This is a genomic window from Acinetobacter sp. CIP 102136 (assembly GCF_000369685.1).
In the GTDB taxonomy this organism is placed as follows: Bacteria; Pseudomonadota; Gammaproteobacteria; order Pseudomonadales; family Moraxellaceae; genus Acinetobacter; species Acinetobacter fasciculus.
The window spans coordinates 415976-432885 of record NZ_KB850142.1 but is presented as its reverse complement, the minus strand read 5'-3'; the positions used below and the strand labels follow the sequence as shown (position 1 = coordinate 432885).

Sequence of the window (16910 nt, the reverse complement as noted above, 5' to 3'; positions counted from 1 at the left end):
GTACCTGGCACAAATTTGTTAAATGTTGTTTATTCATTCAATCTCTTTTTAATTTTAAGAGTTGAGCCGGTCCTGATAGTTTTCCAGATTTTTCTTAAGGGCTAATTGCTGTTTACGCTGCTTCAGCAAATGCAATATTCCTTCCACAACCAGCAGTAAAACAGCTAGCCAGATTGGAATATAGGTCAGCCATTCACCTGATTCCACACGCTCACCCAGTGCCATCGAGGCAAAAGCGAGCAGTACCGGCTCCAGATAACTCAACAGCCCAAAGATGACAAAAGGTAAATATCGGCTAGCCAAAATATAGCTACCTAAACCGAGCGCACTTAAAAAGCCTAATCCAAGAACTGCCAAGATCAAGTGAGAATGATTCAACATGAGCGGCATGGAATCACTGTAAATAAAGCCCAAATAAAATGCCACAGGCAAAATCAGAAATAGATCCCACCAGAATCCACCAAGATGATCGGTCGCGAATTTACGCCGCATAAAGAAATAAAGTGGATAAGCTAAAGCGACATAGACCGTTTCCCATGCGATTGAACCGATCCGCCAGATTTCATGTCCTACCCCCAACATTGCCAGAGCAACAGCAACCATCTGGAAGGATGATAATTTTTCTTTATAAAGCACACAGCCGACCAGCACCATCACCAGAGGCAGGAGAAAATAACCGAGTGAGACTTCGAGGCCACGCCCATTGATAGGGCCCCATAAAAACAACCACAATTGTGTAGTACATAACAGCGAACTAATCAGCAACCAGATCAAAAATGAAGGCTGTCGTAATACCCGCTTAAAAATACTGCTGATATGTTTCAGATCACCCGACCACCACATGAAGGCTGTGAGGAATGGTAAGGTCGCCAGCATGCGCCATGCAAAGGTCTGTTCACTATCTAAAGGCTGTAAAAAAGGCGTAAATACATACAGCACTCCAAAAACCACAGAGGCCAAGACAGATAACGCGATGCCTTTATACATAGTTAAACTCTAATTTCATTCGCCGGCATTATAACGATTAGTACAATAGAAAGCTTGATGCTTCATCCATTTAAAATGTAGCTATCTCTCGATTTTAGATTGTCTTTTGACACATAAAATAAAAAACCATGCCATAGCATGGTTTCCATTAAGACGATATTTTTATCTTTGAGTTTGTTTGGTATGAATTACATCACTCAGGTCATAGCCCACCGACTGTGCATATTGTAAATATTCATTCACCACATTTTTATCCAATTGCGGATCACGTGAGAGTATCCACATATATTTACGTTTTGGCTCACCGACCAGAACAGTTTGATAATTTTCATCCAGTTTTAAGACCCAATAATCGCCACGAGCGACCGGAATCCAACGAATAAAGTCTGGTAAGAAACTGACTTTTAACTTGGTATTCTGCGGTGGATTTTGCACAAATGCCTCGCCCAATGACTGGGTTTGTCCACCATCTTTTTTAATGCAGCGGTTATCCACCACGATATTGCCATTTTCATTTAAAGTATAGGTCGCTGTGACATCGCGATCACACTTGTTTTGAAAATACAAAGGTTTGCGTGCTACTTCGTACCATGTTCCCAGATAACGGTCCAGCTCAACTTTCTCAATGGTCGGTAATGGCTCGTCTTTCGCATAAGCCATGGTAGCGGCGCCCAAACCAAGAAGAACCGCACTACCCACCGCAATTTTTGCCAGCTTTAATCCAGTACGTGAAAATTTTTGAGTTGTCATAAAGATACCTATTGCATGTTCACAAAATATTTATTTAAAAATTTCTGTTCATACAATAGCTTTATCCAATTCCTAAATTTGTTACATTATGTTTGGTTTGTGATTGATTTTACGTCATTTAAATAAGATTTAATGCAACAAAAATCAATCAAACATCTGGGCTTTTAAACGCACAATTTCATCACGCATACGCGCAGCCTGCTCAAACTGAAGCTCTTTTGACGCTTTCAGCATTTCCTTTTCAAGCTTGTTAATGTGTTTCGCAAACATTTTCGGATCTGCCATGATATGCCGCTCATCGGCACTGATCGCACGTGCCTGATCCGAGACTTTCAATTCAATTGAATCATCATCCAATACTTCACCAGTATCAATTTCCTTGATCACCTGACGCACTGCACTGCGCGGCGTAATGCCATGTTCTTCATTAAACTGAATCTGCTTGGCACGACGACGATCCGTCTCCTCAATGGCTTTCTGCATCGAATCAGTAATGCGATCAGCATACAAAATCGCCTTACCTTTCAGGTTACGCGCAGCGCGGCCAATGGTCTGAATGAGAGAGCGCTCAGAACGCAGAAATCCCTCTTTATCTGCATCCAGAATGGCAACCAGTGACACTTCCGGCATATCCAGCCCTTCACGCAGCAGGTTAATCCCGACCAGTACATCATGCACCCCGGTACGCAGTTCATGAATGATTTTGACCCGCTCGACGGTATCGATATCGGAGTGTAAATAAGCGACCTTAATCCCGTATTCTTTCAAATAAGAAGTTAAATCTTCGGCCATGCGCTTGGTCAAGGTTGTGACCAGTACCCGCTCATTAATATCTTTACGCAAATTAATTTCGGAAAGCACATCATCGACCTGCGTCAAAACTGGACGAATTTCAATTTCCGGATCGATCAGACCAGTCGGACGTACCACCTGTTCGACAATCTGCTGGGATTTTTCCAGCTCATAACGTGCGGGCGTTGCGCTGACATAAACAGTCGTCGGCACAATACGTTCCCATTCCTCAAATTTCATTGGACGGTTATCCAGCGCGCTCGGCAAACGGAATCCGTAATTCACCAGATTTTCCTTACGCGAACGGTCACCTTTATACATGGCACCAATCTGCGGCACCGTCACATGCGACTCATCAATAATCAGCAAGGCATCATCCGGAATATAATCGAACAAGGTCGGCGGCGCTTCACCCGCAGAACGGCCCGACAAATGCCGAGAATAGTTTTCAATGCCGTTGGTATAACCCAATTGCTGCATCATTTCCAGATCATAGCGTGTGCGCTGCTCGATACGCTGGGCTTCCAGCAGTTTGTCATTTTCACGGAAGAACACCAGTCGCTCTTTAAGTTCGTCTCGGATGGTTTCAATCGCACGGGATAAATTGTCTTTCGGCGTAACATAGTGGCTTTTAGGATAAATGGTCACACGAGGTACTTTACGAACCATTTTCCCTGTCAGGGGATCAAACCAGCGGATAGAGTCAACTTCATCATCAAACAGTTCAATCCGGATCGCATCCTGATCGGATTCAGCCGGAAAAATATCAATAATTTCACCACGAATACGATAAGTACCGCGCAGGAATTCCAGTTCGTTACGTGAATACTGCATCTCGACCAGACGGCGAATAATATCATCACGGCCAATGCGATCGCCTTCCACCACATGCAGCAACATGCTCATATAGGCATTTGGATCACCCAAACCATAAATGGCAGACACCGACGCGACAATAATCGTATCACGACGTTCTAATAATGAACGGGTTGCAGAAAGGCGCATCTGGTCAATATGGTCATTAATTGCAGCATCTTTCTCGATAAAAGTATCTGAAGATGGCACATAGGCTTCCGGCTGATAATAATCATAATAACTGACAAAATATTCGACGGCATTATTGGGGAAAAATGCTTTAAATTCGCCGTAGAGCTGCGCAGCCAAAGTTTTGTTATGTGCCATGACAATGGTCGGACGCTGTGTCTGTGCAATGACATTGGCCATAGTATAGGTTTTACCAGACCCAGTAACCCCCAGTAAAAGCTGATCATGAAAACCCTGTTCAATGCCTTTGACAAGTTTTTCAATGGCCTGTGGCTGATCGCCTGCTGGTTGATAACTGGTCACTAATTCAAAGGGTTTTTTATCACTCATAGCTTTCGCTGACTTCGCTGCGGATATAGATTTGATTTATTATGAGGGTAAATTGGAATTACTCAATCCCTGCTTAGGTTTCTGTTTGGTAAAATAAAACAATATTAGTATTCATTATTTGTTAGCGCTTGACTCATTCTCTAGTTTGAAAAATCATCAATAAAATATACAGTTACAAAGGGAATAAATACAGAACAAACTAATCATTTTCAGCCAGCAGCTTTATTTGGGCGTACTCGGTATCCTGTTTTGGCTTATGGGTGAAATACTCTATCTGTTTGGCTAGTCCGGCACAATTTTGCCTTGACCCCTTTTCATTTCACGGGCAACATGAAGATCAGGATGGCCTAGAATCGACAATTATGACTTACCACTATCACGATGAAAGTATTGTTAAATCCCTTCCGGAAAATACGGTTTTTGTTTTTGGCAGCAACTTGGCTGGACAACACGGTGGTGGAGCAGCCAGAACGGCACTTGAGCATTTTGGTGCAGTCATGGGCGTGGGTCGTGGCTGGGCGGGTCAGAGCTATGCCATTCCCACCATGAACGAGCATTTGCAACAAATGCCGCTCTCACAAATCCAGCACTATATTGATGACTTTAAGATTTACACCAAAAATCATCCTAAAAATAAATATTTTATTACTTCCTTGGGTTGTGGGATCGCAGGTTATAAGGTCGAGGAAATTGCACCGATGTTTAAAGGCATCTCACGTAATGTCATTTTCCCGCAATCTTTCCGTCCTTTTGTCGAAAAGCCGCTGCCAAAATTAAGCGCAAATTTCTTACATACCATATTCCGCGATTCCGTGATTTTAACTCCGGCCAGCGATGAGTTGATTGAAGAACTGCCTTTGAGCGAAAATGAAAAAAGCCTGGCAAGAATTATTTTAAATACCCAGATCTATCCGACCGACAGCAATGGACGGGAACGTGTCTTTGAAATTGAAGATATCCTGCATAATCTGAATACCAAGCTGGTCGATTTTCAAAGCCATTCAGAAGGTGCCATGCTGTTTGGAGGCGTGATTTTAGCGCTACTGGAACTTTATAATATTAACGAGAAAGATTTTATCGATGTCTGGCAAGGCGAGAGAGAAATCGCGCCACCGAAGCCGGAAAATAAAGCGCGTAAAAGCATTCGTTAGTGCTATCAAAATATCTTTCAAAAAAAGCCAATGTTTGAATTGGCTTTTTTTTCTGGGCGGCTAAAATGTCGAATATGAAATCAACCAGGTGTGGATTTTATTTTGGTCGGCATTTAGAGAGCTTAAATATTTCGTTTGCTTTATTAAGAATAAAATTGAAAGAGATTTGGATAAATTAGAGCACCATTTTCTCTTTGCGCGAAAGATGAATCAAATATTACTCATCAACTCCCTAAAAATTTCCACAAAAAAAGCCATGATTTATCATAGCTTTTTGAGTCTGATCAATTAGCGCTTGCCCATTGAACGGCGCGTACCACGTGGTGGCATCCAGGTACGGTCAGCATAACGCTGTGGTCTTGGTCTTAAATCTTCCAGAACTTCTTCTGCAGCATTTTGCTCTGCTTGCTTGATCGGGAAAGGTAAATTAACCAGGGGCTTTTTTTTGGGAGGAGTTTGGGTGCTCATGTGATTCACTCAATAATATATGCAGCTATTGTACAAAAAAACTCAGTCGACTGGGTAGCAGGATCTTGGATAAATTCATATGCTCTTGTTTTGGAAAAATAAAAAATCATCCCATGATGATAAATGCTTGAATCAATGCAGCCTAAAATTTACCTAAACTCTCCTCTATATCTTCTACGATAAAAATTCATAGGATTGAAATTTTAATGCTTTCAAGAGCAAATTTCCTTCACTTTTATACTTAAGCTATTAAGGTAAAAGTAATTATATTTACACGCTATACATTTCTTAAAATTCAAGAGATATAAACAAAAAATATATAGAATTTACCAATATCAACCATCGATTAACTTTTGACCTGTTGTTCTATAACTGAATTTTTTAATGTAATTCACATAATTAATGAACTAGAAAAACGAATAAACAAACTGGACATGGAGTTCCAAATCAATGAAAACATTGCTGGCATGTATGGCAGGCCTAGCCACTTTACCTATGGTCGCACATGCAGATTCCCCTTATTTTAGCTTGCAAGATGGAGATGGCTTTAAGCGCTTTTCGGTATCAGTCGGTGCATTGCATGTGATGCCGCAAGGCAAGGCCCAACCATTTAAAGTGAATACTGCTGTCGAAAACGGTAAAAGTTATAGAAACGGCGCTATCAATGTTGATACGGTCGTCAATAATCTTGATCCTTCTGTCGATCAGATAACAGTGAAAGGATTATTAGAAGGGATTGGTTTCTTCACTGGAGGTACATTACCAGCGAATATCAGTGGAACCACTCAAATCAATGGTCTGTCTGAATGGGATAATCCAGGTACCGGTCTGACAGCGGATGATGTCACCACTTTAGGCATTATGACCAATTACTATTTTACCGATAATATTTCTTTTGAAATGAAAGCCGGCATTCCACCCAAGGTTGATCTGCAAGGTAAAGGTAAAATCTATGCACCGTTCTCGGGAACAGCAACCCCTACTCTGGGCAATATTGAACTTCCTATCGATATTATACTGAAGAAAGATATCGAGATTACTGATCTGGAAGCCTATGGTCCGGCTGCCTCTGCCCGCGCCTGGACACCTGCCTTTGAATTCCAGTATCACTTTGGTAAAACCGGAGTGAATAAATTCCGGCCTTATGTCGGCTTAGGTGTGATGTATGCCTATTTCAATGAACTGGAAATTAACTCACGTACCGAGCAGGACCTGATTGCTGCAGGACATATGATTGCCAATATTAAACAAGGCAATGCTGGTGCTTCCCTTGAAGGCAAGCTAAGTGAAGCCGATCCAAAAGTAAAGCTTGAAGCATCCGATGCTTTCGCGCCTGTGGCCACGGTCGGCTTTAGCTATGACTTTAATGACACTTGGTTTGCAGTCGGTTCAGTATCTTATGCACATCTAAAAAATGACACGACAATTACGGTGACAGATGCAAATTTAGGTGAACTGATTCGCTCTAAAGCCGATATTGAAGTCAATCCGATTCTGGCCTATGCCGGGATCGGTATGCGTTTCTAAGCTCAATATCCGATTTTTAATTAAAACGGCTTCGGCCGTTTTTTTAGGCTTAATATATTAGACCTCTTGCGAAAGTAAAAACTGCCTCAATATAGATTTCATGAAATATCAGAAATTAAATCGTTTTTCAGATTCTGAATTCCAGCGCTTGGTTGGTGTACCTCGAGCAGTTTTTAGTGAAATGGTCGAAGTTTTAAAAGAAGCAGAATCACTTAAAAAGAAATTAGGGCGTCCTCATACTTTAGCTATAGAGGATCAATTATTATTAACACTCAATTACTTACGGAGCTACAACACCCAATTGGAATTGGCGGCAAATTACCATATCGCTGAAAGTAATGTGAATCGAACTATTAAAAAGGTTGAAGATGCATTAATGAAATCAAGACGTTTTACCCTGCCAAAACGAAGCATTACCACAGCAGACGAACAATTTAACTGGGTAATTATTGATGCGACAGAATGTTTAATAGAACGCCCGAAAAAAAAATCAGAGTAAGTTCTACAGTGGTAAAAAGAAGAAACATACGTTAAAAGCCCAAGTGATCTATCATCCGAAGAGCAAACAAATCATAGGAGTAGATATATCGTCTGGCAGTCAGCATGATATTAAATTGGCAAGAAAAACAGTTAAGAAATTCAAACATTGTGACTATGTTATGACCGATTTAGGGTACTATGGGTTAGAGCAAGATGGCTTTAAATTATTGATGCCAATAAAGAAAAAGAAGAATTTACCCTTATTTGATGCTGAGAAAAATTACAATAAAATGATTGGAAAAATACGAGTTGTAATCGAACATATTAACAGTCAATTGAAAAGATTTAGAATACTAAGTGAACGCTATCGAAATAGACGGAAAAGATTCGGTTTACGCATTAACTTAATCGCTGCACTGGTAAACCGGATGAACTTGCAATAACGACTTTCGCAAGAGATCTATTAATAAAAAAAATTTATCTTTTGATCAATATTTATTTAATCGCCTCTATTGCTTGAATCGAATACTATACATATCAAATTTATAGGCATGAATGACGTATGGCTGACAGTCAATTTTCCAAAGCTCTTATTTTTATGCTGATTGGCTCCGCCATCATTTTGGCACTGTCACTGGGTGTACGTCATGCCTTTGGCCTGTATCTGGTACCGATGAGCGAAGAATTCGGTTGGGGTCATAATGTTTTTAGCCTGGCTATTGCCATGCAAAACCTGATCTGGGGTGCAGTTCAGCCGATTACCGGGGCATTTGCCGATAAATATGGCAGCAAGATTGTGGTAGCTGTAGGCGGAGCCTTATATGCAATTGGTCTACTCTTGATGGCAGTTAGCTCGACCGGATTATTGCTTAATCTGAGTGTCGGCCTGATTCTGGGTCTCGCCCTGTCAGCTACGTCATTTCCGGTGTTATTGTCTGCAGTTGGACGTGCTGCCCCACCAGAAAAGCGCAGTTTGGCGATGGGAATTGCTAGTGCGGCCGGATCTTTTGGTCAGTTTATCATGCTGCCTTCAACCCTGTTGCTATTACAGAATGTCGGCTGGTCAGCGGCGCTGGTGGTCAGTGCCATTTTAATTGCATTGATTGTGCCATTGGCCTGGATGCTGAAAGCACCGATGTATGTTCATCCCAACGCGGCCGCTACCCCCAATAAAGTCTCACTCAATTTTAAACAGATTCTGGTGGTGGTGAAAAATCATAAACCCTTCTGGTTTCTGGCTATGGGCTTTTTTGTTTGTGGTTTTCAGGTAGTTTTTATTGGCATTCACCTGCCTGGCTATCTGATTGATCATGGGTTTAATGCCACAACCGGTACGATCTTCTTAGCCTTAGTGGGTCTGTTTAATGTGGTAGGCACCTATACGGCCGGCTGGCTGGGTGGCAAATACTTCAAACCGCATCTACTGATGGGATTATATGCATTGCGTGGAATTGCGATTATTGCCTTTCTCATGCTGCCTCTCAGCACATGGACAGTCTATAGCTTTGGTGTCATTATGGGGTTACTCTGGTTATCGACCGTTCCGCTGACCAATGGCATTGTGGCGAATATGTTCGGGGTGAAATATCTGACCATGCTCAGTGGCATCGTGTTCTTTACCCATCAGGTTGGCTCATTTTTTGGTGGCTGGCTCGGTGGAGTTAACCATGATTTGAGTGGCAATTATAATGCGGTGTGGATGCTATCCATTGTCCTCAGCATTTTTGGCGTACTGGTGCATTTCTGGGTCAATGAGGAGCAAATCGTCCATGACTGATTCTCTATTGAAACTCAAACTCTTGATTGCTGTGGCAATCCTGCTTTTACTGGCTTTGTCGATTGGACTGTGGTTTCAAACACCTCAGTTATTTGAATATTTTAATCAGGCTTTTTGCGCACACTAAACTGCTGAAATATCCTCAGCAGAAAATGCGCAATCCATCGCACAATAAGTTAAATGTTTCAAAATCAACTAAATATTAAAAATATCAGATTATTCATAAACTTATCATTTCTTTTGATTTTATTTCAGTCCGGAATTTTCTTAGATTCTCATCAACAAGAAAATTCTGAGACTTTATAATGACCAGCTTAACCCAACTTTCACAAGCCATTCATGATGCTCCACGCTGGCATCAGCAAGATCAATTTCAACATCCGGCTGAAATCAAGATTGTACCGCAAACAGATCAGGCCTTAGGCGCAGTGGTCTTTGGTCTGGATGCCCGTAAAGCCCAGTCATCTGAAACCATTTTACAGTTAAAACAGGCTCTGGCCGAGCATCTGATTTTGATCTTTAAGCAGCAAAGTCTGGATGATTTACAATACTTGGCATTTTCAACTTATTTCGGTTCCATTTTCCGCCCAGGTGCAGATACCCCGGTATTGGCTGCGCAGTCCGATAGCGGTGTTCCACCCGATGTCGTGCCGGTTTCCAATGCCGTCGGTCAGGGAGACTATACCGGGCATGGTGAACTGACTCCACATACCGATCATCAATGGACACCTTTACCCTCTTTTGCTTCCTTATTGTATGCGATTGAACTGCCTCAGAACGGTGGACAGACCAGCTGGATCAATACCATTAAAGCCTATGATGCACTCAATAAAGAAACCAAAGCACAGATTGATCAGCTGCAACTGATTACTTATAACCCTTTCGTGCGCCGTCAAAAAACCAGAGATCAGGCTGATGATCAAGGTTATGGCAATAGCCCGCTGTATCGCTTTAAAGATCAGCCCATATTAAGTCATGCCTATCCACATCCACTGGTGCGCACTCATCCTGAATCCGGTCGTAAAGCACTTTGGCTGAATACGCATACCGAAGTCGAACTGGTCAATTATGATGATCAGGCTGGCAGTCAACTGATCGCAAAATTACGTGAGCATATTTCAAAACCTGAGTTCGCTTATGAACATCACTGGGAAATTGGCGATATCGTGTTCTGGGATAATCAGGTGACTTTGCACTCACGCCGTCCATTCCCGGCTGATCAGCGCCGTTTATTAAAACGCATCAGTCTGGCGGGTAGCCGTCCGTTTTAGAAATGAGAAAATCAGAATAACAAGAAAGGTCATTACAACCTTCGATAATAATGACTCACATGTAAATCCTCTACCATTGAGACTTTGACCGGCCCAATGGTTTTTTATTTTCTCGAATAATAAAACTATCTAACTCTGAATATAAGTATAGATAGTAAATTCCTTAACAAAACAAAGCGCCTGTTTACTTTTCCTCACCTAATCTGCCTAGTGTATTTTCCTTTTTCTGCTTAGCGTATTAGAAAATCAGCAATAAACCTATGGAAAGAGGAAACGATAATGAATCAGCTTCAATTTTCAGATTGTGTGCAAACCTGTATGAACTGTTCCCTGGCATGTGCCAACTGTGCCAGTGCCTGTCTTAAAGAAGAAGATCTGGAGATGATGCGGGAGTGTATCCAGCGCTGTCTGGACTGTGCAGATATCTGTCAGCTTTGCGCCCGTATGGAACAAAAGCAATCTCCATTCATGCATGAAATATGTGAACTTTGTGCGAAAGCCTGTGACTACTGTGTAGAAGAATGTGGTCATCATGAAGATGAACATTGTCAGCAATGTGCCGAAGCATGCCGCCGCTGTGCTGAAGAATGCCGAAAAATGGCGGCTTAAAAATTCGATTTGATCAACTTGACTGACTTAATCACTTCCAATAAAAAAACCGCAAGTGAAGACTTGCGGTTTTTCTGTCTAAGTCAAATATCTCACTTAGAATAAACGGTTCATACCATTCAGTGTGGCTACACGATACGCTTCCGCCATAGTCGGATAGTTAAACGTGGTTTCTACGAAGTACTTGATGGTATTGTTCGGGCTGTTCATGACTGCCTGACCAATATGGATAATTTCAGAGGCATTATTACCGAAGCAATGTACACCCAAAACTTCCAATGTTTCGCGATGGAACAGAATCTTTAATTCACCCATAGTATCACCGGTAATCTGTGCACGTGCCAAATGACGGAATGATGCCTGACCGACTTCATACGGAATTTTTTCTTCAGTCAGCTGCTGTTCAGTCTTACCAATCGAAGAAATTTCAGGAATGGTATAAATCCCGGTTGGAATATCAGTCACCGGCGCAACGTCTTTCTCGCCGCTCATATTGGCACCTGCGCAACGACCTTGGTCATAGGCAGCAGAGGCTAGCGAAGGCCAACCGATTACATCACCGGCAGCGTAGATATTTTCTACTTCAGTCTGATATTGATCATTCACAGTCAATTGACCACGGCTGTTCGGTTTCAGGCCGACATTTTCAAGGCCTAGACCATCGGTATTGCCTGAACGGCCATTACACCACAAAATCGCGTCGGCTTTAATTTTCTTGCCGCTTTGCGTGTGCATCACCACATGGTCGTCAAATGTTTCTAAAAAGTCGATCTGTTCATTATGACGAATCAATACACCCTGTTCACGCAAGTGATAAGACAGTGCATCAGAAATTTCATCATCCAGATAGCTTAAAAGTTTGTGTTGGGTGTTGATCAAGTCGACTTTATGTCCTAGACCAATAAAGATCGAGGCATATTCACAACCGATTACACCTGCACCATAAATAATGATTTTCTGGATGGAATAGTCCAGATCCAGAATTTTGTCTGAATCAAATACACGTGGATGATTAAAATCAAGAATGTCTGGACGATATGGACGCGAGCCGCTGGCAATGACCAGTTGCTTGAACATCAGCGTTTCTTTAATGCCATCTGGGTTAAATACAAAAATGGTATTTTGATCCTGAATATAGGCACGACCATGATAAATATCAATTTTATTGCGGTCGTAGAAACGTGAATGTGTATCTACTTGTTGTTGAATAACTTTATGTGCATGACGCAACACTTGCTTCATGGTGAACTGCTTCCAGTCCCCGACTTTTTGAAACAGTGGATCACGTTGATAACGGATAATACTGGATACTGTTTGACGCAATGCTTTACTTGGAATCGTACCGACATGGGTACAGTTACCACCCAGCTGTTCACGCATCTCAACGATTGCAACACGCTTACCAGATTTGGCAAGTTTCATTGCCGCGCCTTCGCCCGCAGGGCCCGAACCTAGAACTACCGCATCATATTTAACGAAAGTCCCACTAACGACCTCTTTTTTACGTGGCATTCAACGCTCCTCAAAATTAAAAAATTCACTTTAATCTACACTCTTATTATGACGTAAATCCTGTTGATTTGGTGTATTTAACTCACATATATTGCTTGATAAGAACATTTTTTAAATGAATACCCCTTTTTGCCCTATTTAGAACGAAGTCCGTTATAATAACTGCGCTATCTTTGAGTATCTCCCCCTTCAAAAACAGTGGAAAAGTTGAATATGTCTGAAAACCGTAAACCTGAACAGGGCGTCAAACTTCGCGGTGCGGAAAAAGTTGCCCGCATTCCTGTAAAAGTTGTTCCTACGGTTGAAACGCCACGCAAGCCGGACTGGATCCGGGTGAAAATGGCGGCACCTGAAGAAGTTCAACGTATTAAAACCACACTACGTCAGCAAAAATTACATACGGTGTGCGAAGAAGCCGCCTGTCCAAACCTGCCTGAATGTTTTGGTGGCGGTACTGCGACTTTCATGATTATGGGCGATATCTGTACCCGTCGTTGTCCGTTCTGTGATGTGGCTCATGGCCGTCCAAATGCACTCGATGCAGATGAACCGCGTCATATGGCAGAAACTATTGCCAATCTGGGTTTGAAATATGCAGTGATCACTTCGGTAGACCGTGATGATTTACTGGATGGCGGTGCACAGCATTTTGTAGATTGTATTAAAGAAGCGCGTGCTCTAAGCCCGAATACCCTGCTGGAAATTCTGGTGCCAGATTTCCGTGGTCGTATGGATATCGCGCTGCGCATCATGACTGAATGCCCACCAGATGTGTTTAACCACAATATCGAAACTGTACCGCGTTTATATAAAGCCATGCGTCCAGGTTCTGACTATCAACACTCTTTAAACCTGCTGAAAATGTTTAAAGAATACTGCCCGGACGTACCAACCAAATGTGGTCTGATGGTCGGTATTGGTGAAACTGAAGAAGAAGTGCTTGCCCTGCTTGATGATTTATATGCGCATGGCGTAGATTATGTGACGATTGGTCAGTATTTGCAGCCTTCAAAAGAACATGCAGCGATTGACCGCTTTGTGACACCTGAAGAATTCGAGCGTTATACCGAACATGGTCAAAAACTCGGCTTCCGCAATATCTGGGCAGCACCAATGGTTCGTTCAAGCTACTTTGCCGACCGCCAATACTACGGCGAACCTGTACCAGCAGTGCGTCGTAAAGTGGATCCTGCAAAAAAAATTGCAGTCCAGGCCATTGAAGCTTAGTCCTGTTTAAACAAATGAAATAAAAGCCCTCTCTTGTAGAGGGCTTTTTAATATCCATAATTGAAATTCTACTCAGCGTTAAACGCCATTTTTTATTTTAGATAAGATTAAGTCATTACTTATCTTCACATTTCTTTGCGCGTTCTCACTTGAAGACTGAGCATTTTTCAAACAATCTCAAAAATAGATGAAAGATTTAAAAATATCGTTGCAAGACTTGAAAACGATCATTCTCACACGTGCAATGCTGAACCTGTCCGATCCTCAAGCGACAAAAAAAATGAATGAACTGTGACAAAAATTCTATGAGATCTCGGCACAGGCAGCGTTGTATAAATCTGGAGAACTATAACAATGCTATTTATATTTGCTGTACTACTGCTATTACTTAGTTTATGGGCGGTTTTCTATTTTCAGCTCTCCCGTAGCGCGGGTGCAATTGCACTAATTGTCATGTCAGTAGTCTGTGCCTTTATTAGCCCATGGTCACTTATTCTCGGCATTCCGCTGATCCTGATTAGCCTTGTGGTGATGATCGACCCTTTACGTATGTCGTTCATTTCTAAACCGGCCTATAAAGCACTGGCCAATGCCATGCCGAGTATCAGCCCGACAGAACGTGAAGCACTGGACTCCGGAACCAGCTGGTGGGAAAAAGAACTGTTTATGGGTGCACCGAACTGGGAAACCTTTAACAGTTATCCCTATCCCAAATTATCGCTAGAAGAACAAGCTTTTCTGGACAATGAGGTTGAGACCTTGTGCAGCATGCTGGATGAATGGGAAATCCATGAGCAGAAAGCGCTGCCTGATCATGTCTGGCAATATATTAAGGAACATGGTTTCTTAGGCCTGATTATTCCCAAAGAATACGGCGGTCGTGCCTTTAGCTCCTTTGCCCAAAGTCGGGTGATGAGCAAGATTGCTTCGCGATCTCTGACCACAGCCGTGAGTTGTATGGTACCGAACTCACTCGGACCAGGCGAGCTGTTACTGCATTATGGTACCGAAGAACAGAAAGACCGTTATCTGCCGGGTCTGGCGCGAGGCGAAGAAATTCCCTGTTTCGGTTTGACCAGTCCGGAGGCCGGTTCCGATGCTGGTGCGATTCCTGATACCGGTGTAGTCTGCTATGGCCAGTTTGAAGGTCAGGAAGTACTCGGTCTGAGAATGAATTTTTCCAAACGCTGGATTACTTTGGCACCAATTGCGACAGTGGTGGGTCTGGCCTTTAAAATGTATGATCCGGATCATCTTTTGGGTGAACAGACTGAATATGGCATTACCTGTGCCCTGCTTCCTGCCAGTCATGAAGGCGTAATAGTGGGACCACGGCATAACCCGGGACCGCCATTCATGAATGGAACAGTGGAAGGTAAAGATGTCTTTATTCCACTGGACTGGATTATTGGTGGCGTAAAAAATGCCGGTAAAGGATGGCGCATGCTGATGGAATGTTTGGCAGTCGGTCGTGGCATTTCCCTACCAGCGCTGTCTACTTCTACTTCAGAAATGACTTATTTAAATGTGGGTGCTTTCTCTCGTATTCGTCAGCAATTCAAGATTTCAGTTGGCAAGTTTGAGGGTGTTCAGGAAGCCAATAGTGAAATCGCCAGTGACACCTATATGCTGGAAGCCTTCCGTTATCTGGTCACCTGTGGTCTGAATCAGGGTGGCAAGCCTGCCGTAATGACGGCGATTGCCAAATACTATGCAACTGAAGGCATGCGTAAAGTGGTCAATCACGGCATGGATGTGGTCGGTGGTCGTGCCATTCAGATGGGGCCGCGTAACTTTCTGGCACCTTACTATCAGGCAATTCCAGTCTCCATTACCGTCGAAGGCGCCAATATTCTCAGTCGTTCCTTGATGATTTTTGGACAGGGTTCAATGCGCTGCCATCCTTATCTATATGAAGAATTACAGCTCTTACAGGCAGAAGACTCGGCAGCGGCTCTAAATCCTTTTGATAACTTGCTGTTTAAGCATTTGGGTTACACCTTTAACCGGACTGCTCGCTCCTTTGCCTATGCCTTTACAGGTGGCTCAAGTGCTGCGCCGCAAAGTGCGGTTGATTTCACCCAGCCTTATTATAAGATCATTAATCGGCTGAGTGCCAACTTTGCTTTAACTGCGGATATGTGCCTAGGTTTACTCGCAGGGGATATCAAACGTAAGGAAATGCTTTCGGGTCGTCTGGCCGATATTCATGCACATCTGTTTATTGCTTCCTCAATTCTGAAATATTTTGAGCATAGCAAAAAGACTGAAGATGAGCGTTTACATGCACAGCTTGCGGTAGAAAAGTCTCTGTATACAGCGCAAGAAGCTTTTTTCGATCTGTTTGCCAACTTTCCATCAGGTGCAGCAGCAGGTATGGTCAAACTGTTATGTTTCCCACTTGGCCGCCCATTGAAAAAACCGTCAGACCAGCTAAAACAGCAGGTAGCCAACAGTATGATGGAAGACAATGCTTTCCGGAAAGTACTGAAAAAGCATGTTTTCTATAGCACAGCGGAAGATGATGTAAATGGTCGTATGGAATCAACCTTCACCATGTTATTGGAAATTGAGCAGCTTTGGGATCGCTTTAAAAAAGCTGAAAACAAAGGTCAATTCAAGGGACTCAGTTTTGCTGATCATGTGGCTGATGCGCATGAACAAGGCTTTATTAATGAAGAAGAAGCCAATAAGTTACTGCACTATAATGCGCGTCGCTATGACAGCATGTTGACTGATGTCTTCGATTTGCATTTACAGGAAGTATTGGAGCTGGAAAATCCTCATATTTCGAAAGCAGATGCAACAGGTACTGATACTTCAGTTCAAAGTGCACCTTCACATTCAACCAGTCCTTAGATAGAACTTTTATCTAAATCAGACCTTGATTACAAAGTGAAGTTATTTCCTGATTTCACTTTGGATATCTCAAGTGGCTATTAAGCCACTTTTTTACGACTATTGCACGATGGTATTTAAGAGATA

14 protein-coding genes are annotated in these 16910 nt (G+C 42.6%); 9 read left to right on the top strand and 5 right to left on the bottom strand.

Annotation, left to right across the window (positions count from 1 at the left end):
• Positions 1-54 precede the first annotated feature (54 nt).
• The 3 genes from rarD to uvrB all read right to left on the bottom strand — a co-directional run bounded on the left by rarD (position 55) and on the right by uvrB (position 3903).
• Positions 55-987, bottom strand: coding sequence for an EamA family transporter RarD (gene rarD / locus F893_RS07535; protein ID WP_004279678.1), 933 nt, complete (start codon positions 985-987; stop codon positions 55-57).
• A 162-nt stretch (positions 988-1149) separates the two neighbouring features.
• On the bottom strand, positions 1150-1737 hold the full coding sequence (locus F893_RS07530) for a lipocalin family protein (RefSeq protein WP_004279677.1): 588 nt from the start codon (positions 1735-1737) through the stop codon (positions 1150-1152).
• 144 nt (positions 1738-1881) lie between these two features.
• Positions 1882-3903 carry an excinuclease ABC subunit UvrB gene (uvrB, locus tag F893_RS07525; protein WP_004279676.1) on the bottom strand — a complete coding sequence of 674 codons (2022 nt, stop codon included), beginning with the start codon at positions 3901-3903 and terminating at the stop codon, positions 1882-1884.
• Positions 3904-4265: 362 nt separating this feature from the next.
• Here uvrB and F893_RS07520 point away from each other — a divergent pair, with 362 nt between their 5' ends.
• A complete protein-coding gene (locus F893_RS07520) occupies positions 4266-5054 on the top strand; it encodes an A1S_2505 family phage non-structural protein (protein WP_004279675.1) in 789 nt (262 codons plus the stop codon).
• Between the two features lie 288 nt (positions 5055-5342).
• Here F893_RS07520 and F893_RS07510 read toward each other — a convergent pair whose 3' ends face one another.
• A complete protein-coding gene (locus tag F893_RS07510) occupies positions 5343-5522 on the bottom strand; it encodes a hypothetical protein (RefSeq protein ID WP_004646507.1) in 180 nt (59 codons plus the stop codon).
• A 450-nt stretch (positions 5523-5972) separates the two neighbouring features.
• Between F893_RS07510 and F893_RS07505 the strand changes: the two genes are divergently transcribed.
• From F893_RS07505 to F893_RS07475, 6 genes are all read left to right on the top strand, one after another.
• Positions 5973-7049, top strand: coding sequence for an OmpW/AlkL family protein (locus F893_RS07505; protein WP_005251313.1), 1077 nt, complete (start codon positions 5973-5975; stop codon positions 7047-7049).
• Between the two features lie 100 nt (positions 7050-7149).
• Positions 7150-7972, top strand: a protein-coding gene (locus F893_RS17385) for an IS5 family transposase (RefSeq protein ID WP_085064288.1) whose coding sequence is annotated in 2 segments (ribosomal slippage) — positions 7150-7530 and positions 7532-7972 — 822 coding nt in all. Because the reading frame shifts where the segments join, the coding sequence is not laid out codon by codon here.
• A 119-nt stretch (positions 7973-8091) separates the two neighbouring features.
• The gene (locus F893_RS07490; RefSeq protein WP_005104600.1) at positions 8092-9306 is read left to right on the top strand and encodes an MFS transporter; all 1215 of its coding nucleotides are present in this window, start codon (positions 8092-8094) and stop codon (positions 9304-9306) included.
• The gene (locus F893_RS18375) at positions 9299-9433 is read left to right on the top strand and encodes a hypothetical protein (protein ID WP_005104601.1); all 135 of its coding nucleotides are present in this window, start codon (positions 9299-9301) and stop codon (positions 9431-9433) included. Before F893_RS07490 ends, F893_RS18375 begins: the two co-directional genes overlap by 8 nt.
• Positions 9434-9611: 178 nt before the next feature.
• A complete protein-coding gene (locus tag F893_RS07480) occupies positions 9612-10577 on the top strand; it encodes a TauD/TfdA dioxygenase family protein (protein WP_004279669.1) in 966 nt (321 codons plus the stop codon).
• Positions 10578-10856: 279 nt separating this feature from the next.
• Complete coding sequence (locus tag F893_RS07475; RefSeq protein WP_004279668.1) at positions 10857-11186, top strand: four-helix bundle copper-binding protein; 330 nt, start codon at positions 10857-10859, stop codon at positions 11184-11186.
• A gap of 96 nt (positions 11187-11282) precedes the next feature.
• Here F893_RS07475 and sthA read toward each other — a convergent pair whose 3' ends face one another.
• Entirely contained in the window at positions 11283-12698 is a 1416-nt protein-coding gene (gene sthA, locus F893_RS07470) for a Si-specific NAD(P)(+) transhydrogenase (protein ID WP_004646501.1), read from the bottom strand.
• 213 nt (positions 12699-12911) lie between these two features.
• Between sthA and lipA the strand changes: the two genes are divergently transcribed.
• Both lipA and F893_RS07460 read left to right on the top strand, forming a co-directional pair.
• Positions 12912-13925, top strand: a complete 1014-nt coding sequence (lipA, locus tag F893_RS07465; RefSeq protein WP_004279666.1) for a lipoyl synthase — start codon at positions 12912-12914, stop codon at positions 13923-13925.
• Between the two features lie 354 nt (positions 13926-14279).
• Positions 14280-16784, top strand: a complete 2505-nt coding sequence (locus F893_RS07460) for an acyl-CoA dehydrogenase (RefSeq protein WP_004279665.1) — start codon at positions 14280-14282, stop codon at positions 16782-16784.
• Positions 16785-16910: the final 126 nt, after the last annotated feature.

Coding starts and splice junctions, on each gene's coding strand:
- F893_RS07480 (WP_004279669.1), top strand. CDS start 9,612: ATGACCAGCTTAACCCAACTTTCACAAGCCATTCATGATGCTCCACGC.
- uvrB (WP_004279676.1), bottom strand. CDS start 3,903: ATGAGTGATAAAAAACCCTTTGAATTAGTGACCAGTTATCAACCAGCA.
- F893_RS07505 (WP_005251313.1), top strand. CDS start 5,973: ATGAAAACATTGCTGGCATGTATGGCAGGCCTAGCCACTTTACCTATG.
- rarD (WP_004279678.1), bottom strand. CDS start 987: ATGTATAAAGGCATCGCGTTATCTGTCTTGGCCTCTGTGGTTTTTGGA.
- F893_RS07460 (WP_004279665.1), top strand. CDS start 14,280: ATGCTATTTATATTTGCTGTACTACTGCTATTACTTAGTTTATGGGCG.
- F893_RS07530 (WP_004279677.1), bottom strand. CDS start 1,737: ATGACAACTCAAAAATTTTCACGTACTGGATTAAAGCTGGCAAAAATT.
- lipA (WP_004279666.1), top strand. CDS start 12,912: ATGTCTGAAAACCGTAAACCTGAACAGGGCGTCAAACTTCGCGGTGCG.
- F893_RS18375 (WP_005104601.1), top strand. CDS start 9,299: ATGACTGATTCTCTATTGAAACTCAAACTCTTGATTGCTGTGGCAATC.
- F893_RS07520 (WP_004279675.1), top strand. CDS start 4,266: ATGACTTACCACTATCACGATGAAAGTATTGTTAAATCCCTTCCGGAA.
- F893_RS07510 (WP_004646507.1), bottom strand. CDS start 5,522: ATGAGCACCCAAACTCCTCCCAAAAAAAAGCCCCTGGTTAATTTACCT.
- sthA (WP_004646501.1), bottom strand. CDS start 12,698: ATGCCACGTAAAAAAGAGGTCGTTAGTGGGACTTTCGTTAAATATGAT.
- F893_RS07490 (WP_005104600.1), top strand. CDS start 8,092: ATGGCTGACAGTCAATTTTCCAAAGCTCTTATTTTTATGCTGATTGGC.
- F893_RS07475 (WP_004279668.1), top strand. CDS start 10,857: ATGAATCAGCTTCAATTTTCAGATTGTGTGCAAACCTGTATGAACTGT.